Below are 22,531 nucleotides of genomic sequence, written 5' to 3'. Positions count from 1 at the left end.
ACAATACCGTTTTATGCCTCTATTTCTCTTTTAATGGCCTGCGTCATCAACGGAAGCTTGATCCATATCGGTAAGATCTTCATTACCAGCCAGCTTATCGGGTTTACCATGATGACAGAATCTTTTTTGAACAGCTGATGAATGCTGTATGATGCCACTTTATCAGGATTTAAAAGGGTCAGTCTTCCCCAGAATCCCTGTTTTTCAATTCTTTTGCAGACATCGGTATTGGTTTTCATAGCTCCGGGATTCACAACGCTTACAAAAACATTGGTATCTTTCAACTCTTCGTGCAGACCTCTGGAAAAAGAATGAATAAATGTTTTGGAAGCAGGATATACTGTTTTAAAGCCTATCGGGGAAAAAGCTGCCATACTCGAAACATTTAAAATAAAAGCTTTGGGCTGTCTTAAAAGGTTGGGTAAAAGCTGATGAGTAATAAGTGATGTAGCCGTCACATTCACCTGTAAGATGCTATTGATGTAATCCGAAGTTGCTTCTGTAAATTTCTTGGTTCCTCCCAATCCTGCGTTATTGATCAGGATATGAATTTCAAAAGACTTATTAAGCCATTCCGTAAGTTTCATCACATTTTCTTTCACAGAAAGATCTACTTCATAGTAATGAGTTTTTATATGGTAATGGTCTTCAAGTTCCCGGGAAAGTTCTTTCAGGTTCTGATCCGGAAGGCTTACCAGGATCACATTGATATTTTTCTTCGCCAGGTTTTCTGCAAATGCTTTTCCCAAACCCTGGCTTGCTCCCGTGACCACAGCGTATGATTCTTTGGTATCCATAAATTTAAATTTTACGATACAAAGCTATTGAGGAAAAGAGGTTTTAATGTTCCGGATTATCTGAACGAACTGATTTTCAATTTAAAAACAAAAATAAATTATATCATTGTAAATCAACTAATTATAATATGAAAAAGTAAAACTTTATAAAGTTGAACCTATTTCCTGAACTCGGAAGGAGTCTGCCCGGTCAGTTTTTTAAAGGTTGTATTGAAAGAGGTCTTGGAATTGAATCCGGATTCATAGGCAATTCCTAAAATGGACAATTTACTGTTGGTTTCTTTCAGCAGTTTCTTGGCCTGTTCAACTCTGAACTCATTAACGTATTGAAAAAAGTTCTTTTCAAAACCGGTATTGATTACATATGACAGATGATGGGTAGATACGGATAACATTTCGGCCAGCCTGATCAGGTTCAGCTCGCTGTCAAGGTAAGGTTTCCGGATTTCCATAAGATTTTCCAGTGCTGTTTTAATTTTGGTCAGTTCTTCATCTGAAATAAGCTTTTTTTTCACTTCTTCCGGATCGGAATCTTCATTGATGGAGATCAGCTCTTCCCTTTGCTTTTCTTCCAGAGGATAGATTTCTTTCTGCTTCAGTGAATAATATCCTACACAATAGATAACCAGCAAAAAAACCGTATTGATAAAAAAGTTCAAAGATTTCGGATCATAAAACAGATTATAGATCACATAGATGATATTCACGGTGAGAAGGATCAGGATAATATATTCCAGCCAGTTCAGGTCAATACCTTCTGTATTGGAAGAAAACTGCTGAATCTTCTTCTGGTGCTTTCTGATGGTAATATAAGACAGACCTGTATAAAACAATGCCTGAATCAGGATCAGAATAATACTCAAAGATCCAAAAACAGTCCCGATGCCTAGAGCAATACATATCAGGCAGATCAGAAATGCAGCAGGAAACAACAGAAATTTAAGGTCTGTTATTTTGAATCTGAAAGAAGGATTGGTGTAAAACAATACACTGAAGTAAAAGAAAAGCGGCGTAAGGAATTGTATAAACCGGATCGGAAGTAAGGAATGAAACTCTATGGGTGAGCCTGTAACTAAAAGCAAAATCTCATCCATCCAGAAAGTAGACCACAGGAAGAGGAATATCCCGAACCAGAAATTGGCTTTCCTGTTTACCTTTAAAGGGTTGGCCAGCTTCAGTAAAGACAGCAAAACCAATGAACCATAGATAAGTATCACGATGAAACTGTTGAATTCTGATGTGTTCATTGGTTTTGATATTATAATTAAAAATTAACTTTTATCTTATTTTCTTCCTGACAAATATCTGATACGCCAGGTAAATCAACGGAAGTGACATGGCTCCTAAAAACAGGATATTGCTCATCGCCTGTTGCGGATGCAGTGCAATAGAGTAAACAAGCCCGAAAAAGGCACCTCCCAGGTGTGCTGCATGCCCCAGATTGTCCCATTGCTTCGGATTCAGCATCATATAAACAGAATATCCGAAATACAAAGTTCCGAAAAGCCATCCCGGCAGAAAATTGACACTGATCTCATTGGGTGCCATGGCTATGGAAGCAAATATGATTCCCGACACAGCTCCTGACGCTCCGATGGCCGAATACCACGGCTGCTTTTTATAGATCATCAGGCTGAAAAGATTTCCAAGGATCATAGAACCAAAGTAAATGATCAGAAAACCTATATTACCAAAAAAGACCGTTACGGCAGCCTGAAAGAAATATAAGGAAAGCATATTGAAGAACAAGTGCATAAAATCGGCATGCAGAAATCCTGAACTGATCAGTCTTATATACTCTTTTCTGTTTTCAATAGCCCCTACATTGAATTTATATTTTTCAAATAAAGCCATGTCATTGAAGCCCCTGTAACTGAAGATACAGGTTGCGGCAATAATGACTAAAACGGGTATACTCATAATTTTTTATTCTTAATTTTCTGATTCGTCCCCCTGGAACAGATCTCCGATGATTCCTCCGTCTTCATCCCCGTCACCGGTTGGTTCAGGATCTTCATATACCTCAGGTTCTTCTTCCACAGGTTCGGGAACGGTAATGTTTATCGCTTTTACCTTGAATTTTGTAAACTGGTTTCCGATCGCCTTGATTCCTTTTACCGCAATGAACTCATCGATATTGATGGTTTCAGGTTCACGTTCTTTGCCTTTATCTTTTGCAAAGATGATTTCTGCTGTAGCATCATTGGCAACGATTACGTTTTCAATGAATGATTTCGGATGTTCAGACGGCATAAAAGTCTGTACATTCGTGGTATTTTCCAGCAGGAATCTCTTGATAAAGTAAATGTCCTTCTCCCCGTCATAATAGATACAGGTAATAGGTTGTGCTGGTTTCCATTTTTCCAATACCAGGTATTCATCATCAAAACGGTTTCCAAGATCAAAAGATACCAGTTTTACTTCACCATTGGTATTAATGGTCAGTATTCTGTCATCCCCTTTGAAGCTTCCCAGAAGGGTACCTCTTGCATCTGCATTCAGCCTTCTCACCGTATCATCAAACCAGATCTTTCTCGGAGCCAGTGTAGAAACACCTTCTTCTTTCAGATCTACTTTTTTTACAGCATATTTGGTCACCAGGTTTCCTTTGGAGTCTCTTCCTTTGATCGCAAGTTCAGAGAAATTCACTTCCATTTTGTTTTTACGGATTCTCGGATTCGGTTTTAAAAGTACCGTCACTGTTTCTGCCTCTCCGTTAGGATTTGCTGAAAAATATAATGTTTCCGAGCCTTTTTTGTCTGAAGCCAGCGGATAGTCTGTATTTCTTGTTACTCCTGTTACAGAGAAACGTTTCATATAAAAAGGTCCTTCTCTACCCTCGCGGTAGATCATATTATAAACGGTTCTTTTATCATTTTTCTTCCATACGGCAACGTGAAGAATATCTTTCCCGATAAATGTTTTAGCCTCCACTTTTACCACCTTCATGCTTCCGTCTTTTCTGAATGTAATGATATCATCAATATCAGAACAGTCAAACAAATACTGGTCTTTTTTCAGTGAAGTTCCGATGAAACCTTCTTCAAAATTGGCATAGAATTTTTCATTCGCTACGGCTACTTTTGTCGCATCAATGGTATCAAATATTCTAAGCTCTGTTCTTCGCTGTCTGTCTTTGCCGTATTTCTTCTGGATATTCAGATAATAATCGATAGCATAAGCAATCAGGTTGGCCAGGTTGTATTTCACCTGTTCTATTTTGCCTTCCAGAGCAGCAATATTTTCTTTAAATTTATCTAAATCGAATCTTGAGATTCTTTTGATTCTGATCTCTGTCAGTTTCAGGATATCTTCTTCCGTTACTGCTCTTAAAAGGTGGCCCGTATGAGGTTTCAGTCCTGCATCAATGGTTTTCAGTACATCTTCCCAGGTTTTTACCTCTTCAATGTCATGATAGATTCTGTTTTCGATGAAGATTCTTTCCAATGAAGAAAAATGCCAGCTTTCCTGAAGCTCATGAAGCTCAATTTCAAGTTCTTTTTTCAGCAATGAAACTGTGTGATCCGTATTCATTTTCAGAATATCGGAAACATTCATAAACATCGGCTTGTCTCCCACGATCACACAGGCGTTCGGGGAAATTGTCACCTGACAGTCTGTGAATGCGTACAATGCATCAATGGTCTTGTCCGGAGAAACATCATTATGGATGTGGATCAGGATCTCAACCTTATCTGAGGTATTATCTTCAATCTTTTTGATCTTGATCTTTCCTTTTTCATTAGCCTTTAAGATCGAATCAATAAGGTCCGTGGTCGTTTTTGAATACGGAAGCTCTGAAATCACCAGCGTATGTTTATCGGTCTGGGTAATTTTGGCTCTTGCTCTTATCTTTCCGCCTCTGTGCCCGTCATTATATTCTGAGACATCCAGATAACCGGCTGTCAGAAAATCCGGGAACAGCTCAAACTTTTTCCCTTTTAAATACGCTACGGAAGCACTGATCAGTTCATTGAAATTGTGAGGCATTATTTTGGTAGAAAGTCCTACCCCAATCCCTTCCACTCCCTGTGCAAGGAGCAAAGGAAATTTTACAGGTAAGTCGATCGGCTCGTTATTTCTTCCGTCATAGGATTTTGTCCATTCTGTAGTCTTTGGATTAAAAACTACTTCCAGGGCAAACGGAGTCAGTCTTGCTTCAATATATCTTGCCGCAGCAGCAGAGTCTCCGGTGTAGATATTTCCCCAGTTTCCCTGGGTATCTATCAGGAGTTCTTTCTGCCCGATCTGCACCATGGCATCTGTAATGGAAGCATCCCCGTGCGGGTGATATTTCATCGTATTTCCTACGATATTGGCCACCTTATTATAACGGCCATCTTCCAGTTCACGCATAGAGTGCATAATTCTTCGCTGAACGGGCTTTAATCCGTCATACACCGAAGGGATAGCCCTATCCAAAATTACATAGGAAGCATAATCCAGAAACCAGTCTTTATAGAGACCGGAAACTTTCTTCAGGCTTTCTCCCTCATGCGAATATTCTTCTGTCGTCATCTGTTTCTTTAATCGTTTTTCTCTTTATTAGTTTTTACTACTTTATTCAGAGAGATTTTTAAATCGTTTACTTCTTTTCTGGTCAAATAAGAAATCTGATACTTCAGCATGGTAGAACCACTATTCTTACTTGAAACGGTAATGTATAGTCTTTTGATAAAGAACATACTGATTACATCATATTTTATCAGCTTATATTTCGGAAATTCGTCATGAAGAGGCTTGCTTAAAAAAGGAATAACATTCCTGTTTTTAAAGTTAAGAGCTTCTCCGTCACTGTCATATTCGAATATCTGCCGTCCGCTAAGGTGAAAAATCACCAGCAGAAAAACAGGAACAATAATCAATAAATAACTTTCATTTCCTAGCGCATTGAATCTGTACTCATTGGCCATAAATACCAATATTCCAAATACTACCATCATCAAAAGCAAAGTGCTCAAAGAGTTATATACTGATGCTTTATTACGGTTACTTAATCTCATTTTTGATTTTTGGGGTGCAAGTTTTTTTTAATTTTCTTACTTCATCCAAAATGTGTTTTTAATTTTATATCTGTGTCATTTTCACGACTACTGTATTTTAACCGGTTTCTACTTCATCCAGTATTTGTTTTTTATCGATATCGGTATCATCTTCCACCACAAGGTTTTCAAGAATAAAGGTCTGTCTGTCCGGGGTATTTTTCCCCATATAGAATTCCAGAAGCTGATCTATGGTCTGGTCTTTTCCTACCACTACAGGCTCCAAACGAATATCTTTACCGATAAAGTGTTTGAATTCATCCGGAGAAATTTCCCCTAGCCCTTTGAATCGGGTAATTTCAGGATTTTTCCCAAGCTCATTCAATGCTTTTACTCTTTCAACTTCTGAATAGCAGTATCTTGTTTCTTTTTTGTTTCTGACTCTGAATAATGGAGTCTGCAGGATATAAAGGTGCCCGTTTTTGATCAGATCCGGGAAGAACTGCAGGAAGAATGTGATCATCAGCAGACGAATGTGCATCCCATCTACATCGGCATCGGTAGCAATGATCACCTGGTTGTATCTCAGGTCTTCCAAGCTTTCCTCAATATTTAAGGCAGCCTGAAGCAGGTTGAATTCTTCATTTTCGTACACTACTTTCTTGGTAAGCCCGTAGCAGTTCAGCGGTTTACCTTTCAGTGAAAATACAGCCTGTGTTTCCACGTCTCTGGATTTTGTAATAGATCCGGATGCTGAATCTCCCTCGGTAATGAAGATTTGGGTATCCCCTTTTCTTTCTGCTTTCTGATCATTATAATGCTGACGGCAGTCACGAAGTTTTTTGTTGTGAAGAGAGACCTTCTTGGCTCTTTCCCTTGCCAGTTTCTGGATTCCTGAAAGTTCTTTTCTTTCTCTTTCGGAAATTAAAATTTTTCTCTGGATGGCTTCTGCAATTTCCGGATTCTTGTGCAGGAAATTGTCAAGTTTGCTTTTCAGGAAATCGATGATAAAAGTTCTTACCGTAGGTCCGTTAGGTCCCATATCATTAGACCCCAGTTTTGTTTTGGTCTGAGATTCGAAAACAGGTTCCTCAACGTTGATGGAAATAGCAGCAATAATCGATTTTCTGATATCGGAAGCATCAAAACTTTTGTTGAAAAACTCACGAACTGTTTTCACATACGCTTCACGGAATGCATTCAGGTGAGTTCCTCCCTGTGTGGTATTCTGTCCGTTTACGAATGAAAAATAAGTTTCTGTCTGAGACTTGTCTGAATGGGTAATGGCCACTTCAATATCATCATCTTTCAGGTGAATGATCGGATACAGAATATCGCTTTCCAGTTCTTCTTCCAAAAGATCTTTCAGACCGTTTTCAGAGAAATAGGTTTCCCCGTTGAAAAGAATTTTCAGTCCCGGATTCAGGTAAGCATAATTACGGAGCATTCTCTCGATATACTCCTTTCTGTATTTGAAATGCAGGAAAATTTCCCCATCCGGAATGAAGGAGATTTCCGTACCGTTTCTGTCAGAAGTATCTTTTTCTTCAAAATTTTCTTTGATAAGACCACGGGAGAATTCCGCAGCTTTCATCTTTCCGTCACGGAAAGAGCGCACCCTGAAATAATCAGAAAGTGCATTCACTGCTTTGGTACCGACCCCGTTCAATCCCACAGATTTTTTGAACGCTTTACTGTCGTACTTACCTCCGGTATTCATTTTAGATACGGCATCTACCACTTTTCCCAGCGGGATACCACGTCCAAAATCCCGGATGGTAACTTTACCATCGTCAAGTTTTATTTCGATTCTTTTACCTGATCTCATCCTGAACTCATCAATAGAGTTATCCAGGATTTCTTTAAGCAGAATATAAATACCGTCATCAGCAGAAGACCCGTCACCAAGCTTCCCGATGTACATGCCGGGACGCAGACGGATATGTTCCTGCCAATCGAGGGTTCTGATATTATCTTCTGAATAGGTTGGATTTATTTCTTGTGACATATATGATTTCAGCAAACATACAAAAGTACGAAATTGTCTAAAATTATCCGAATTTTTTCACTCTGTTTTTTTCAACATTTCACACTCAATGTGGTAATATTATCAAACAAATTCTATAATGTAAACAATTATTCCATTGAACGTGAAAAAACAATATTCTTCTGTTTAAACACCTTATAAAAAATCCAAGGCATTCTAAGTTCTGAAAATTTGCCAATCAAGCATTTAAGACTTTGATCCCATATCGTTACAACATCAGTTTCAAACTAATTATTAATCAACAACCTTATTTTTTTTAAATATTCATTAAATTGGAACCACAAAAAACTTTCCACATGATACAACTTCCTTTATCTAAACTTTCCAATGTAGGAACTACTATTTTCAGCCAGATGACCCAACTTGCCAATGAGAATGAAGCGATCAACCTTTCTCAGGGTTTCCCAGATTTCATGCCTGACGAAGAGCTACTGAACCATGTGGATCATTTCATTAAAAAAGGATTCAATCAATATGCTCCACTCGGAGGAATGATCGGTTTAAAAGAAGAAATAGCAAGGAAAATTGAGAACAGTCATCAGGCGGTTTATCATCCCGATACTGAAATCACCATAACCGCAGGGGGCACCCAGGCTTTATTTACAGCAATTGCGGCTTTCGTGAAAAAAGATGATGAAGTCATCATTTTTGAACCTGCTTATGATTGTTATGAGCCTACCGTAGAGCTTTTCGGAGGAATTGTCAAACGTTTTGAAATGAAAGCCCCGGATTATGCAATCGATTGGGAAGCAGTTAAAAATCTTATCACCAAAAACACCAAAATGATCATCCTTAATAATCCGAATAACCCATCAGGAAGAATCCTGAAAGAGGAAGATATCAAGGAGCTCATTCAGCTTGTTAAGGGAACTTCCATCCTTATTCTAAGTGATGAAGTGTATGAGAATATTCTTTTTGACGGAAAAAAACATTTAAGCATCTGCCAATATCCTGAACTTAAAGAAAGAAGCCTGCTGGTAGCTTCTTTCGGAAAACTGTTCCACGTTACAGGTTGGAAAGTAGGTTATTGTGCAGCTCCGAAGAATTTAACGGATGAATTCAGAAAGGTGCATCAGTTCAATGTTTTCTGCGTCAATACTCCTATTCAGCTTGCTTTGGCAGAATATATGAAAAATGACGAACATTATACCCACCTGAACCAATTTTTCCAGGAGAAAAGAGATTTCCTGAGAAACGGGCTTTCCGGAACTTCTTTTGAATTGCTGGACTGTGAAGGCACTTATTTTCAGGCTGTGAAATACACTAAGATTTCTGATCAGAATGACTTTGATTTTGCCAGAGAACTTACCATTCAGCACAAAGTAGCCAGTGTTCCTTTCTCTTCATTTTATAAAAATAAACTGAATGAACATGTGATCAGGCTGTGTTTTGCTAAAAAGCAGGAAACCCTGGAGAAGGCAATTGAGAACCTCTCGAAAGTTTAAACTTCAATACTTTACCGAAAACTACAGATCAGCAGCTTACCTGTTGATCAAACTATGCTTATATAGGGTTAAATTTTACCTCAAAGAAATAATGATCCGGTACTTAAAATCCAGATACCTCAAAATCAATATTGTGTTTTTTTCTTAAACCAGTGATTTATTGTTATATTTTTCATATATTCGTTTTACTAACTAATTAAAAATCAAAACCATGAAAAACAAATCTTTCTTAAAAGGCAAACTGCTTGGCAGATCAGCCTTAAGTTTAGTGAAAGGGTCCGGTTTTAAGATATGCTATGATCCAGGATTTGGAGAATGTATGGACCGGGGCAGATTTTGTGAGGAACCTCAATGCAAAACCCCTTTTCCATAATATAAAAACTTAAAAACCAATACCATTATGAAAAATCACATTTTACCACAAGGGAAAAAACTGAACAAAAAGCAATTGAACACCATCCAGGGAGGCCGTAAAATATGTATTCCTCCAGGATATACAGAATGTGCCGAGTATGGAAAATACTGTGGTGAACCTGAATGCCAGGTACCCCCTATCCTTGTATAGCTCATCCCAAAATCAATATTATGAATAAAGGAAAAAAACTGAATAAGAAAGCACTGAAAGCAATCAGTGGAGGATCGATGATCAGAACATGTACCGATTTTTCAGGAAAGTGCAGAATCTACGGCTATGAATGCCGTGAGAAGCAATGCCAGCCGCTGGAGCCCATCGAACCCATTGAGCCTCTGGAACCTATTGGGACCGTTACTCTTTAATGATATAAATAAAAAGAACCAACCTGTAAAGAAGTTGGTTCTTTTATTTTAATGATTTATTGATGGTATCAGCCCTTACAGGAACATTCCTCCGGAAACTTCAATTCTCTGGCCATTGATCCAGCCTGCATCTTCTGTACACAGGAATGCCACTACCCCACCGATATCATCTGGCAATCCTACTCTTCCCAACGCTGTAGCTCCCGCTACCATTGCATTGATTTCTTCATTATCCCGTACTCTTCCGCCTCCGAAATCCGTTTCTATCGCTCCGGGAGCAATCACATTGGCTTTAATTTTTCTTGTACCCAATTCTTTAGCCATATATTTTGTAAGCATTTCCACTCCTGCTTTTACAGATCCGTACACTGAAGATCCCGGAGTTGCGAACCTTGCCAGGCCTGAAGAAACATTTACAATACCTCCTCCGTCATTGATGAAAGGCAGGAGTTTCTGGGTCAGGAAAAAGACTCCTTTGAAATGGATGTCTACCATATCATCAAACTGTTCTTCTGTGACTTCGGTAATGGGTGAGTATAAAGCTGTTCCGGCGTTGTTGATAAGGAAATCAATATTAGGACTGCCGGTATTTTCCCGCATGTGGTCTGTCACTTCTTTTACAAAGGCATCAAAGCTATTACTATTTTTTGTGTCCAGCTGAAAAGCCACCGCATTCTGTCCCATTGCTTTGATTTCGCTCACTACAGCGTCTGCTTCTTCTTTATTGCTTCTGTACGTAATAATAACGTCTAATCCTTTCTGAGCAATTTTAAGGGCTGCATTTTTACCCAATCCACGGTTCCCTCCTGTTACCAGGGCAATATTTGTTTTTGTGTTCATTTTTATTTTGATTATTTTGATGATACAAAGTTGGGATATTTTGGCGCTGAAGTATTTGCCTGAATCAATCTAAAATTTGCAAAATTCAAATTTATGAACGGAATTCCAAAGGGGTAAAGGAAGTTTTTCTTTTAAAGAAGTTGGAGAAGTGGGCTATTTCTTCAAATCCCAAGGCATAGGATATTTCGGAAACATTCCATTTCGTCTGTTTTAAGAGTATTTTTGCTTCCTGGATGATGCGGTCTGAGATAAGCTCTGTAGTTGTTTTTCCGGTGCTTTCTTTTAATTTTTTATTTAAGTAATTCACATGAACTGCCAGCCGCTCTGCATAATCTTTGGCTGTTCTGAGCTGTAGCTTCTGTTCCCAGGACTCTATGGGAAACTGCCTTTCCAAAAGCTCTATGAATAAGGAAACCACTCTCATTGAAGCATTATTGGATGCTGATATTCTGGTTGCCGGCTGCAGTTTCTGCCCATAATGAATCAGTTCCAGTACATAGTTTCTGATCAGGTCATATTTAAAGACGTAATCTGAATCTATTTCTTTTTTTATTTTCTTAAAAAGGATTTCAATCTCTTCTGCAAGATCATCATCAATTTCAAAGACAGGAACCCCGCCCGGCTGGAAAATAGGCAGATCTTCCAGATGGTAATAGGATTTGTCTTTAATGAAGAAATCTTCTGTAAATACACAGAAACTCCCGGACTGTTCAGAATCTTCGGGTATCCAGTGATACGGAACTTTCGGAGTCGCAAATAATAAGGCATTCTGCTTTATCGAAATTATTTTATCTGCATATTCAGCCCTGTTTTTTCCCCTGATAAAACTGATTTTATAATATTTTCTCCTGTTATAAGGCATTTCGGATGTAGCTTTCACTTTCTCTATCGTTTGGGCAATATCAAATACGTTGAAGTGTCCGATATCTTTATGAAGGCCTTTCGGGAAGATACTTTCAAGGTCTTTTCCCAGCTTGGCTGCCATTTCCCGGTAGAAATCTTCCAGTGAAGCAGGTGCTATTTTTTCCATAGCAGATGATTTGTAAAATTCAAATATACAAAGTTCTATAGATTCACCAGCCTGATATTTTAAAGATAACGTCTCTTAAGGTATTTTCAGGTATGGATTCGTTAAAGTTTCATTAAAATATTCCATTTTTTTCTACAAAAAGTGACATACGTTCATTTATTTTCATTACATTCGTAATAACTAACTCACTAAAAATCAAAAACATGAAAAATTCACTTGCACAAATCGGTAAAAAGCTGAACAAAAAAGAATTGAAATTCATTGCAGGAGGGCTTCTCAATTGTATTGAATCTACTCCTACGTTTTGTCCGGATCCTCCATGTGAGGGCGGTAGTAGCTGCAAAATCACCTCACCTTACTGTGCCCAGGAACAATGCAGACCTAGTTGGCCAATAGAATCTTAGACTATTAAACTATTATCATAAACCATGAAAAATCAAAAACCAAGCAACGGTAAAAAACTTAATAAAAAATAATTGAGATCTATTACCGGAGGAATACTCTTAGACTGTAAACAGCCAATATTATGTACAGAGCTGCCTTGTTAACAACCCTCTTTTCCTAATGGCTGTACTATTATTTCCATGCTCTGCTCTCAGGGAGAATGCAGACTACACTGAGAAACCTAACCATAAAATTCAATATCATGAAAAAACAGAATTTAGCCAATGGGAAAAAACTCATCAAAAAAGAGTTAAGAGTCATCACCGGAGGAAAAGAAATGTGCTGGCTTCCTGAACTGGTATGCAGTAAAATTTCTTTCAGCTGTGCAGAACCACAATGCCAACCGAGTATTGAAATTGAATAATTTACAATAAAAGTGCTTCCTATCTTTTGAAAGCACTTTTATTTTACCCATTTTATTAAATATTCAACCATGGAATCATTATCCGCTTTATAATTTAAAGTCCTATCTTAATCAAAAGATTGCCTATACAAAAAAACTAAAACTATTTTTATATTTTCCATTATTTTTTTTCGTATATTTTTATTTATATTAGTAAAAAAATAATCATTAAAACCAAAACAATGAAAAACCAAAACATCAACAAAGGAAAAAAATTAAACAAAAAAGAATTAAGAACGATCATGGGTGGAAGAAAGAAATGTTTATATAATAATGTATGCATTTTGATTGACCGACTTTGTGCAGAGCCGATATGTAATCCTATAGAAGAGCCTGCATAATTCTACACTAATCGATTTACCGTCTGCAAGATTTCGTATAGAAAATAAAAAGAGCGCTCCCAAATTCATGGAAGCGCTCTTTTATAAACTAACTTTAATATTTTTCTTATACATTGAATCTGAAGTGCATGATGTCACCATCCTGAACTACATATTCTTTACCTTCTACAGAAAGTTTTCCGGCTTCTTTTACCTTTACTTCCGAACCGTAAGTCATGTAATCATTATACTTGATCACTTCTGCACGGATGAATCCTTTTTCGAAGTCTGTGTGAATCACACCGGCTGCCTGTGGAGCGGTCCACCCCTGTCCGATCGTCCATGCTCTTACTTCTTTCACTCCGGCAGTAAAGTACGTCTGAAGTTTCAGAAGGTCATAAGCTTTTCTGATCAGTCGGTTGACTCCAGGTTCTGTAAGGCCCAGCTCTTCAAGGAAGATCTCTCTTTCTTCGAAGGTTTCAAGCTCGTTGATGTCAGCTTCTATCTGAGCAGCAAGAACAACGATCTCAGCACCTTCATTCTTAGCCATTTCTTCGATCTTTCCAATCCAGTCGTTTCCGTTTTTAATAGAGTTTTCATCTACGTTACAAACGTAAAGCACAGGTTTATTGGTTAAAAGCTGAACTTCACTGATGATTGATTTTGTAAGGTCGTCTACGGCAAATTCTCTTGCATTCTTCCCATCTTCAAGGAATTTCTGTAAATTCTGAAGGGTTTCATAGGTAAGGATATCTTCTTTCTTACCGGATTTGATAAACTTTTTAGCTTTCTCAACTGCTTTTCCTACTGTCTCAAGGTCTTTCAGCTGAAGTTCAATATCAATAATTTCTTTATCTCTTAACGGGTCTACCGAACCTTCAACGTGAACGATATTTCCGTTATCAAAACATCTTAATACGTGGATGATGGCCTCACACTCACGGATATTGGCAAGGAACTGGTTCCCCAATCCTTCTCCTTTGCTGGCTCCTTTTACAAGACCTGCAATATCAACGATTTCAACGACTGCCGGTAAAACTCTCTCGGGCTTTACGATTTTCTCCAGTTCAAACAATCTCTGATCCGGTACGGAAACCGTTCCAAGGTTCGGCTCAATAGTACAGAAAGGATAGTTTGCCGACTGAGCTTTTGCGTTACTCAGACAGTTAAAAAGTGTTGATTTACCTACATTCGGCAGGCCTACGATTCCACATTTCATATTGTAAAATTCAAAGTTTAAGGTTTAGGGTTTGAAGTTCAGGGTTTAAAGGTTGAAGTTTTTTACAGCTTGTTATCCTGATGGTAAAACCATGAACTTTCAGCGTGCAAAGATAGTGATTTTTAGGCGATTTTCATAATAAAAAAATCTGACAGTAATCTGACAGATTTTCAAACGGTTTGATATTACCCGTCCGGTTTTATGGGTTGTCCCCGGTAGCTTCCTGAGCCAACGGAACATCATTTGGAGCCTGTTGCATGGCCATATCCAGAGTGAATAATGATTCATCTGTAGCACGGTCACCGCCTGCAATTTTTAATTTATCAATCAGGTTTTGGGCCAGTGTTTCTTCTTCAATCTGTTCCTGTACAAACCACTGCAGGAAATTCCATGTCGCCCAGTCTTTCTCTTCCATTGAAAGGTCTACGATCTTATAAATGGCTGTGGTGTTGTCTACCTCATGTCTGAAGACTCCATCAAAACAGGCAGTAAGGTTTTCGGGATCAGCCGGAGGAGCCGGAATGGCTTCTACTTTAGGTTTTCCGCCCCTGTTTAGAATGTATTCCATAAATTTGATCGAGTGGTTTCTTTCTTCCTGGGCATGACGGTAAAGAAAGTTGGCAATTCCCTGATAACCTTTATCATCGGCCCAAATTCCATAAGACAGAAAAACGTGTGATGCATGAATTTCTTTATTCATCTGATCACTAAGTGCTTTTTCCACGTTAGCGGAAAGTCTGTTAGTATTCATAATGTTATATTTTGGTGATTATGAAACTAATCATGCAAAAATGGTTCCGATAAAGTTATTATTTTAAACAGAACTCAGTATTCATCCAACACATACTATTGATTTTCATATTTTTAAATTCATAATTTATAGTTATTCTAAAATAAATTCCATCTGAAAAACATCTTCGTTTTATAAAAACAGATGGCAGCTTCTTATGGATATATGCAAAGAAAAGGGTTCAACATGACGTTAAATCCTTCTGTATTTAAAAAAATGATATTCAGTATTTTTATTTTATTTTATTTTCTTGGCCATATAATCACTTTCGTTTCCTAACCTGTCGATGGCTTTGATCGCTATGGCATTTAGCTTTTTGCCGTCTTTGAATTTAGGAACGTCTTTTGATAGCGTGTCCAGCGTCAGAATTTCCGTCTGCCATACTCCGTTGTACTGAGTGAAAAGTACCCATTGGAAAACATCTGCTGCATTTTTTGTACTCCAGCTCGTCTGTGCAAAACTTCCGTTATCTGCAATAAACAAAGTTGGAGTCTGTAACGGAACCGTCTTGATCCATGGAGATTTAGGAATCAATGCTTTTTCATTGTAAGGCCCATTTTTCAGTGTAGGAAGCATTCCCGGATTTTTTGTAAGCCCTGCAATACTCCAGTGAATTTCTCCGGCATCATTCTTCAGCACCCTTCTTGAAATATCGATCTGATTTTTAATTTCCGTAGGACGGTCTGACACTCTGATTTCAACGGTATTAAGTCCCGGCCACAAGTGACGGTTCATTGTATTTTCAGACTGCCACCAGTTCAGCAGTGCTTCAAAGCCCTGTCCTTTAGAGTCAATCGGCCAGTACAGCTGTGGTGAGAAATAATCTACCCAACCTTTATTCAGCCATAATTTAGCATCAGCATAAAGTTCGTCATATTGTGAAGATCCAGTAATCCCTGCGGGATATCCCGGTTTCCAGATTCCGAAAGGACTGATCCCGAATCTTACATTATTTTTCTCTGCATGGATTTCTTTGTAGATACGCTCAACGAATTTATTAACGTTATCTCTTCTCCAGTCTGCTCTTGATAAGGTTCCCCCACTGTTTACATAAGCATTCCAGGTTGCATTATCAGGGAAATCAGCACCTTTATTGTAGGTGGCATAAGGGTAGAAATAATCATCGAAGTGAATGGCGTCAATATCATATCTTTTTACAATATCCTTTACCACGTTGGACACATGGCCCTGTGTTTTAGGGTTTGCAGGATCAAACCAGTACATTCCGTTCTTTAATCTTACAACAATATCGGAAAGTTTATTGGCCATGGAAAGCTTGTTTACAGTACCTCCGTTGGTATGGTGGGCACGGTAAGGGTTTAGCCATACGTGAAGTTCCAGCCCTCTTTTGTGAGCTTCTGCAATCCAGAACTGAAGGGGATCATAATTCGGATACGGAGCTGTTCCCGTTTCCCCGGTCAGGAAATAAGACCATGGTTCAATATCACTTGTATACAAGGCATCTGCTGAAGGTCTGATCTGGAAAATCGCAGCGTTGAAGTTGTTGTCTTTCAACATATCAAGCATATTGATGGCTTCTGCTTTCTGTTCTTCCACGGTAAGATTGTTTTTTGAAGGCCAGTTGATATTGGCTACGCTGGCAATCCAGGCACCACGGAATTCTCTTTTGATTTCCGGAAGCGTGGTTCTGAAGGTTTCATCTGCCGTATTCCCCGCAGTAGGTTTAGGTACTGATGTCGGTTCTTTCGGTTTGGGAGGGTTGGTATTAGGTTTTGTTGTATTCTTAGCTGGCGGAGTTTTTGTCACATTGTTCTGAACTGAACATGAAGTACTGTACGATGCAAAGACTCCTAGTAAAACGATAAGTTTTAATTTATTCATTCTCATAGCCGCAAAACTACTTTAAATTATTTTTTAATATTTGGAATATTCTTTTGAAAAAATAAACAATTTTTCCTGATCTCTAGAAAAAAAGCCCCGAAAAATTCGAGGCTTTTCTATATTTTAATGGTAAATGATTATGCTTTCGCAGCTCTTTCCAATCTTTTTCTGTCTTCTTCTGAAAGAATTTTCTTTCTCATACGGATGAAGTTTGGAGTCACCTCGATGGCTTCATCAGCCTGGATATATTCCATACATTCTTCAAGAGAGAATAAGATTTTCGGTGCTACACCGGTATCTTTATCTTTCCCTGCAGCACGCATGTTGTTCAGCTGTTTTGCTTCAACGATGTTTACCACAAGGTCACCAGGTTTGTTCTGCTCACCGATGATCATCCCTGTGTAGATCTCCTCACCCGGATCAACGAAGAACTTACCTCTGTCTTGTAGTTTGTTGATTGAATATTCTGTAGCAGGCCCCTGAGTTTTGCTGATCAATACCCCGTTGTTTCTTCCAGGAATAGCTCCTTTGAAAGGCTTATATTCTGTAAAACGGTGTGCCATGATCGCTTCTCCTGCAGTAGCTGTCAGCATCTGAGAACGCAATCCGATCAAACCTCTTGAAGGAATTTCAAATTCCATGTGCTGCATTTCACCTTTAGTTTCCATGATGTGAAGGTCTCCTTTTCTCTGAGTTGCAAGGTCGATAACTCTTGATGCATACTCTTCAGGAACGTCTACTACCAAAGATTCGTAAGGCTCACAGCTTACTCCGTCAATTTCTCTCAGAATAACCTGTGGCTGACCGATGGTCATTTCATATCCTTCTCTTCTCATTGTTTCAATCAAAACAGATAAGTGAAGAATACCTCTACCGAATACAAGGAAAGTATTGGCATCATCAGTCTGCTGAACTCTTAATGCCAAGTTTTTCTCTAATTCTTTTGTTAATCTTTCTTTCAGGTGGTTAGAAGTAACATATTTACCGTCTTTACCGAAGAAAGGTGAGTTGTTGATAGAGAATGTCATGTTCAGGGTAGGCTCATCGATAGCCGTTCTTTCCAATGGCTCAGGATTTTCAAGATCTACGAATGAATCACCGATCTGGAATGCATCGAAACCTACTACGGCACAGATATCTCCTGCCTGTACTTCAGTTACTTTTTTCTTTCCTAATCCTTCGAAAACGTAAAGTTCTTTTACTTTTCCTTTTACAACTTTACCATCTGCCTGAGCAAGACCGATCCACTGAGATTCTTTAAGCTCTCCTCTTGTTACTTTCCCGATCGCAATTCTACCTAAGAAAGAAGAATAATCAAGGGAAGTAATCTGCATCTGAAGGTTTCCTTCCGTAACAGTAGGCGCAGGAACGTGCTCTAAAATACCATCCAATAATGGTAAGATATCTTCAGTCTGCTCTAATGAAGTGTTGAACCAACCTTGTTTAGAAGAACCATAGAATGTTGGGAAATCCAATTGTTCTTCAGTCGCTTCAAGGTTGAAGAATAAATCAAATACCTGATCGTGAACTTCGTCCGGACGGCAGTTTGGTTTATCTACTTTGTTGATTACCACTAATGGTCTAAGGCCTAATTCCAAAGCTTTCTGAAGTACGAATCTTGTTTGTGGCATTGGTCCTTCGAACGCATCCACCAACAGGATAACTCCGTCAGCCATTTTCAATACCCTTTCTACTTCTCCTCCGAAATCGGCGTGACCAGGGGTATCAATTACGTTAATTTTTGTGTCTTTATAAGTAACAGAAATATTCTTGGATAAGATGGTGATCCCTCTTTCTCTTTCAAGATCATTGTTATCCATAATTAATTCTCCACTCTCCTGATTTTCTCTGAAAATGTTGGTAGCGTGGATGATCTTGTCAACCAATGTGGTCTTACCGTGGTCAACGTGTGCGATAATCGCAATATTTCTAATGTTTTGCATATAGGATTTTTACGGGTGCAAAAATAGTGATTTTAAATGAATTAATTAAAAAGTTTATGCAATATTTAACAATTTCATAATGAGAATTTTATATCAATCCGGTTTAAAACACCATTCAAAATATAGAGCAGGAAGCGCCTGCACTTCCCTTTTTCACCTTTATCCCGGTAAAATTACCGCAGAAATATAGAGTATTCATTATCAATTTTTTAAAAGCAGAAGCCCGGACCGTTACATCCAGGCTACCTGTTATTTATTCAGATTATTTATTCAGACGCTCTGTCCGCTATGTTTTCCTTCTTTGAATTCTTCTACCATTTTGGTATTGAAAGCCGGAAGGTCTTTTGGGGTCCTGCTTGTTACCAATCCATTATCTACAACCACTTCCCGGTCTACCCAATGGGCTCCGGCATTGATGAGATCTTTGCTGATCGAATTCACTGAAGTCATATTCTTTCCATTGACAACCTCTGCATTGATCAAAAGCTGAGGGCCGTGACAGATCGCTGCTACAGGTTTGTTCTGTATAAAGAAATCTTTCACAAATGATAAAGCCTGATCATTGGTCCTTAACTGATCCGGGTTGATGACCCCTCCCGGAAGTACGAGTGCATCATAATCAGAGGCTAATGCTTCATTCAGGGGCTTGTCTACAGGATATTCTTTTCCCCAGTCTTTTTCTGCCCAGGATTTAATGGTTCCGGACTCCGGACTTACTATGTGGGCCGTCCATCCCTGCTGCTCCAGGTATTCTTTGGGTGACTGAAGCTCACTTTCCTCAAAGCCGTTAGTGGCCAGAATTGCAATCTTTTTTGACATAATATTATATTTTTGGTGTTGCCTGATGAAGTGAAAAAATAATGCCGTCCACCTGTTACAGATTGCTAAAAAAGGTTAAGATATTTAAAAATGACAGTTATTAATGTCTTATGAGCCTGTAAAGCAGGACAAGATCAATTAACACCACGATAATAAATTTGACAAGAAAAGATTTTTTGGAAACTTTATGATTGAAGAGGATCATTCCGGAAGCAGCGCCCACTACTCCTATGAGTGAAAGTCCCAGAAGGGTATTTTCAGAAATCCGCCATTGTTGTTTTTTGGCCTGCCACTTATCAAATCCAAAGACTCCGAAGGTAATAAGGTTAGCGATCAAAAGAAAAGGAATCATTTATAATTAATTTGTGACAAAAATAGAGTTTAATTTAGATTCGTGGGAAAGAAAGAATGAGTAAAAGGCAGGAGGCGGGATGAAAGAAGCGGGAAGTACTATTCATGATGTAATTAGCCCGGTAAGCCCGGGAGCATGCTTGGTTACTATACATTTGGGTTATGAGAATAAGATTTTCTAAATTTGCAGTCTATAAAAAACAAATCAATGACGGTACATGATCTGGCAGGAACGTATTCCATTAAAGGAAGTAATCAGGTAGAATCTGACCAGCCTTCCTATGACGGTATATTAATCTTATCTGTTGATGAAAATAACCGTATCGTTGCTCAATGGATCATTGATGACCATATTCAAAACGGAACCGGATTTTATAAAGATCAGATCTTAGTGCTTAACTTCAATTATGAAGGCGATGAACACCAGATATACAAAGGAGTAGCCGTATACCGGTGCCTGAGCAAAGATATATTGGACGGATTCTGGTCTGAAAAGCATGGCAACCCGCTGTATCTGGGAAGTGAGTATTGTGTGAAACTTAAGGATACTGAGTTTTTGAATTGACGCAGTCTTTTTATGTTTATTCAGATGGGTGAGATATAAGTTGACTTTAAGTGTAGTAGCATTTTTGCGTTGTTGATAAATCTCGCTTGTATCATAAATCTACATTCCTCAAATTGAAATAAAAACCACTGCAAATTTTACAGTGGTTTTTATTTGGACACAAGCGTGACGCTTGCGCCAGCGGATCAACCACTACTCAGCTTCCCAACTCCGGCATATAAAATCTCGCTCCATAATCATACATCCCGGATTCTGTCTATAACTCTTTGCCGTTGTATTTATAGTTGTAGCTAGGATTACCCGGTAATGTATTGTATCCTTCATGTTTTAAGCCAAATGGATAGTAATTATTCTCTTCAAGAACTTCTATTCCTGTATCATTTTTGAAATAACTTGGATGAACACTTCCTAAATGATTTCACCTATAAATATAGTTTTTCAAATTGAAATAAAACCACTGCAAATTCTACAGTGGCTTTGCTTTATTTAGACACAAGCGTGACGCTTGCGCCAGCGAGGGGAGTATTGAACCCAATACTCTAATTTGTTTGCTATACTTGTAGTACTAGCTGAAAATTATACTATTTTTTATCTTCACCATATATTTTTTTAAGGTTTTCTATTTGTTTAGCTTTTTGTAAAGAATCTTCCCTTTTTTCTTTGGCTACAATTTCCGGTGCATATGGACCAACCTGATCCTTCCTTGCTTGCCTGTCTAAACAATAAAATGAAAAAATAAAATTTCCAATAATTATTAAAACTATTCCAAAGACAACCCAACTTCCAAGAACGTTCTTTTTCCTTGGTAAGTTATCAAACTCTTTATTATATTCTTTCCATATATCTAGATAATCTAAAGAATAATAATTAAAAGCAATAATTATTATTAATGGTACATATATAACAGGCATAAAAATGGATAATTCCATCTTTGCTTGTGTTATTATGGAATAATAAATTCCTAAGGATGCTAAAGCAAATATTTGTAAAGCAATCATTATTATACCAGCTCGAAATTTAAGCAAAAAGTCCCCAAATGGTTTAGATGTATATTGAACTGACTTATATATTTTATAAAAAAAGTAATAATAAATTTTTGTGATACTCATAATTTAAAATTTTTGTGAACCATAGGGAGCTGTTATAAATCCAGGCATGATAGCTGAATTATCAGATTGTATACTCTGGTAATCATTCCCATAACCTCCCCCTCGCTGGCGCAATCGTCACGCTTGTGCCAATCATAAATCTACATCTATTTTTCATGTTAAAAAAATATAGATACAAAACTCTCTATGAATATTCCGATTTTAAAATTTAACAAGCCCTTACTTTTTTGTAAGGACTTGTTTTTTTATTATGGTACGAGCGAGACGCTCGCACCAGCGGGGGGAGCCCTGTATTGTACGAACTTTTTTTCGCAAAATATTATTTTAATTTTGTTTCGACTTTTGAAAATACACTATTTTTTTACAGTTATTATTACTTCACCACACGATGCAATTATGCGGGGATCTGGATTATCCTGCTTTGCCATGATTTTCTATTTTTTTCTTCTCGAAAATTCTCTTTTGATTAACGTTCATTGAATAAAATGCTACTGCAAATGTAAATCCCACAATTAGGAAAAAATAAAAATAGTATTTTATGTTGTAGTCTCTAAAGGAGTCAAGACTTTCGAAACCAATTATATAGATATTTCTTCCAACAAAAAATCCAATAATTATAAATACTAAAATATAATACATATAAAATGTATGAACAACAGCGTTATCATTATGTAATCTAATAAACACATACATAGAGTATATAATTACTCCAAAAAGTAATGTGAAAATTAACCATGTTGTAAACTTAGCAAGTGCTTTATTTCCATCATCTACTTTATAAAAGTATAAATATATATGATAAAAAAGT

General features: G+C 37.9%; 22 protein-coding genes and 1 pseudogene. 7 read left to right on the top strand and 16 right to left on the bottom strand.

Annotated features, from left to right (window positions below):
* Window positions 1-11 precede the first annotated feature (11 nt).
* The 6 genes from ACTJJF_RS03500 to ACTJJF_RS03475 form a co-directional block, all read right to left on the bottom strand.
* Window positions 12-797, bottom strand: coding sequence for an SDR family NAD(P)-dependent oxidoreductase (locus ACTJJF_RS03500; RefSeq protein ID WP_312300595.1), 786 nt, complete (start codon window positions 795-797; stop codon window positions 12-14).
* A 158-nt stretch (window positions 798-955) separates the two neighbouring features.
* Entirely contained in the window at window positions 956-2,044 is a 1,089-nt protein-coding gene (locus tag ACTJJF_RS03495; protein ID WP_312300598.1) for a helix-turn-helix domain-containing protein, read from the bottom strand.
* A 31-nt stretch (window positions 2,045-2,075) separates the two neighbouring features.
* Window positions 2,076-2,717: a rhomboid family intramembrane serine protease gene (locus tag ACTJJF_RS03490; protein ID WP_065398178.1), complete on the bottom strand. Its 642-nt coding sequence runs from the start codon at window positions 2,715-2,717 to the stop codon at window positions 2,076-2,078.
* A 12-nt stretch (window positions 2,718-2,729) separates the two neighbouring features.
* Window positions 2,730-5,315: a DNA gyrase/topoisomerase IV subunit A gene (locus ACTJJF_RS03485; protein ID WP_440698711.1), complete on the bottom strand. Its 2,586-nt coding sequence runs from the start codon at window positions 5,313-5,315 to the stop codon at window positions 2,730-2,732.
* An 8-nt stretch (window positions 5,316-5,323) separates the two neighbouring features.
* Window positions 5,324-5,800, bottom strand: a complete 477-nt coding sequence (locus ACTJJF_RS03480; RefSeq protein WP_312300604.1) for a hypothetical protein — start codon at window positions 5,798-5,800, stop codon at window positions 5,324-5,326.
* Between the two features lie 97 nt (window positions 5,801-5,897).
* Window positions 5,898-7,787, bottom strand: coding sequence for a DNA topoisomerase IV subunit B (locus ACTJJF_RS03475; protein ID WP_440698710.1), 1,890 nt, complete (start codon window positions 7,785-7,787; stop codon window positions 5,898-5,900).
* Between the two features lie 335 nt (window positions 7,788-8,122).
* Between ACTJJF_RS03475 and ACTJJF_RS03470 the strand changes: the two genes are divergently transcribed.
* The 3 genes from ACTJJF_RS03470 (at window position 8,123) to ACTJJF_RS03460 (ending at window position 10,048) form a co-directional block, all read left to right on the top strand.
* Complete coding sequence (locus ACTJJF_RS03470) at window positions 8,123-9,271, top strand: methionine aminotransferase (protein WP_440698709.1); 1,149 nt, start codon at window positions 8,123-8,125, stop codon at window positions 9,269-9,271.
* A 400-nt stretch (window positions 9,272-9,671) separates the two neighbouring features.
* A complete protein-coding gene (locus ACTJJF_RS03465; RefSeq protein ID WP_312300614.1) occupies window positions 9,672-9,836 on the top strand; it encodes a bacteriocin in 165 nt (54 codons plus the stop codon).
* 20 nt (window positions 9,837-9,856) lie between these two features.
* Window positions 9,857-10,048, top strand: a complete 192-nt coding sequence (locus ACTJJF_RS03460; protein ID WP_312300617.1) for a bacteriocin — start codon at window positions 9,857-9,859, stop codon at window positions 10,046-10,048.
* A 75-nt stretch (window positions 10,049-10,123) separates the two neighbouring features.
* Here the strand turns inward: ACTJJF_RS03460 and ACTJJF_RS03455 are convergent, their stop codons facing one another.
* Window positions 10,124-10,888 (bottom strand): SDR family NAD(P)-dependent oxidoreductase, encoded by a 765-nt coding sequence (locus ACTJJF_RS03455; RefSeq protein ID WP_440698708.1) that lies wholly within the window; start codon window positions 10,886-10,888, stop codon window positions 10,124-10,126.
* A gap of 91 nt (window positions 10,889-10,979) precedes the next feature.
* The gene (locus tag ACTJJF_RS03450; protein WP_440698707.1) at window positions 10,980-11,918 is read right to left on the bottom strand and encodes a helix-turn-helix domain-containing protein; all 939 of its coding nucleotides are present in this window, start codon (window positions 11,916-11,918) and stop codon (window positions 10,980-10,982) included.
* Between the two features lie 203 nt (window positions 11,919-12,121).
* On the opposite strand from ACTJJF_RS03450, the gene ACTJJF_RS03445 reads away from it, so the two are divergent.
* The 3 genes from ACTJJF_RS03445 (at window position 12,122) to ACTJJF_RS03435 (ending at window position 13,106) form a co-directional block, all read left to right on the top strand.
* Window positions 12,122-12,322, top strand: coding sequence for a hypothetical protein (locus tag ACTJJF_RS03445; protein ID WP_440698706.1), 201 nt, complete (start codon window positions 12,122-12,124; stop codon window positions 12,320-12,322).
* Between the two features lie 242 nt (window positions 12,323-12,564).
* Entirely contained in the window at window positions 12,565-12,726 is a 162-nt protein-coding gene (locus ACTJJF_RS03440; RefSeq protein ID WP_312300625.1) for a hypothetical protein, read from the top strand.
* A gap of 221 nt (window positions 12,727-12,947) precedes the next feature.
* Window positions 12,948-13,106 carry a bacteriocin gene (locus ACTJJF_RS03435; RefSeq protein WP_440698705.1) on the top strand — a complete coding sequence of 53 codons (159 nt, stop codon included), beginning with the start codon at window positions 12,948-12,950 and terminating at the stop codon, window positions 13,104-13,106.
* A gap of 106 nt (window positions 13,107-13,212) precedes the next feature.
* Here ACTJJF_RS03435 and ychF read toward each other — a convergent pair whose 3' ends face one another.
* The 6 genes from ychF to ACTJJF_RS03405 all read right to left on the bottom strand — a co-directional run bounded on the left by ychF (window position 13,213) and on the right by ACTJJF_RS03405 (window position 20,050).
* Window positions 13,213-14,304, bottom strand: a complete 1,092-nt coding sequence (gene ychF / locus ACTJJF_RS03430; RefSeq protein ID WP_312300628.1) for a redox-regulated ATPase YchF — start codon at window positions 14,302-14,304, stop codon at window positions 13,213-13,215.
* A gap of 199 nt (window positions 14,305-14,503) precedes the next feature.
* Window positions 14,504-15,055: a ferritin gene (locus ACTJJF_RS03425; protein ID WP_312300632.1), complete on the bottom strand. Its 552-nt coding sequence runs from the start codon at window positions 15,053-15,055 to the stop codon at window positions 14,504-14,506.
* Window positions 15,056-15,331: 276 nt separating this feature from the next.
* Window positions 15,332-16,942 (bottom strand): glycoside hydrolase family 10 protein, encoded by a 1,611-nt coding sequence (locus ACTJJF_RS03420; protein ID WP_440698704.1) that lies wholly within the window; start codon window positions 16,940-16,942, stop codon window positions 15,332-15,334.
* A 131-nt stretch (window positions 16,943-17,073) separates the two neighbouring features.
* Window positions 17,074-18,879 carry a translational GTPase TypA gene (gene typA / locus ACTJJF_RS03415; protein ID WP_312300637.1) on the bottom strand — a complete coding sequence of 602 codons (1,806 nt, stop codon included), beginning with the start codon at window positions 18,877-18,879 and terminating at the stop codon, window positions 17,074-17,076.
* 270 nt (window positions 18,880-19,149) lie between these two features.
* Complete coding sequence (locus ACTJJF_RS03410) at window positions 19,150-19,698, bottom strand: type 1 glutamine amidotransferase domain-containing protein (RefSeq protein WP_440698703.1); 549 nt, start codon at window positions 19,696-19,698, stop codon at window positions 19,150-19,152.
* 100 nt (window positions 19,699-19,798) lie between these two features.
* Window positions 19,799-20,050 (bottom strand): DUF1294 domain-containing protein, encoded by a 252-nt coding sequence (locus ACTJJF_RS03405; protein ID WP_312300642.1) that lies wholly within the window; start codon window positions 20,048-20,050, stop codon window positions 19,799-19,801.
* A 207-nt stretch (window positions 20,051-20,257) separates the two neighbouring features.
* On the opposite strand from ACTJJF_RS03405, the gene ACTJJF_RS03400 reads away from it, so the two are divergent.
* A complete protein-coding gene (locus ACTJJF_RS03400; RefSeq protein WP_440698702.1) occupies window positions 20,258-20,614 on the top strand; it encodes a hypothetical protein in 357 nt (118 codons plus the stop codon).
* A 199-nt stretch (window positions 20,615-20,813) separates the two neighbouring features.
* Here ACTJJF_RS03400 and ACTJJF_RS03395 read toward each other — a convergent pair.
* Both ACTJJF_RS03395 and ACTJJF_RS03390 read right to left on the bottom strand, forming a co-directional pair.
* Window positions 20,814-21,032: pseudogene (locus ACTJJF_RS03395) on the bottom strand (hypothetical protein); the annotation flags it as partial.
* Window positions 21,033-21,195: 163 nt separating this feature from the next.
* Complete coding sequence (locus ACTJJF_RS03390) at window positions 21,196-21,723, bottom strand: hypothetical protein (RefSeq protein ID WP_440698701.1); 528 nt, start codon at window positions 21,721-21,723, stop codon at window positions 21,196-21,198.
* Window positions 21,724-22,531: the final 808 nt, after the last annotated feature.

Source organism: Chryseobacterium sp. 22458, from assembly GCF_052044975.1.
Taxonomy (GTDB): Bacteria; Bacteroidota; Bacteroidia; order Flavobacteriales; family Weeksellaceae; genus Chryseobacterium.
The sequence above is the reverse complement of the archived record's forward strand: the minus strand, read 5'-3'. Positions and strand labels throughout refer to the sequence as shown.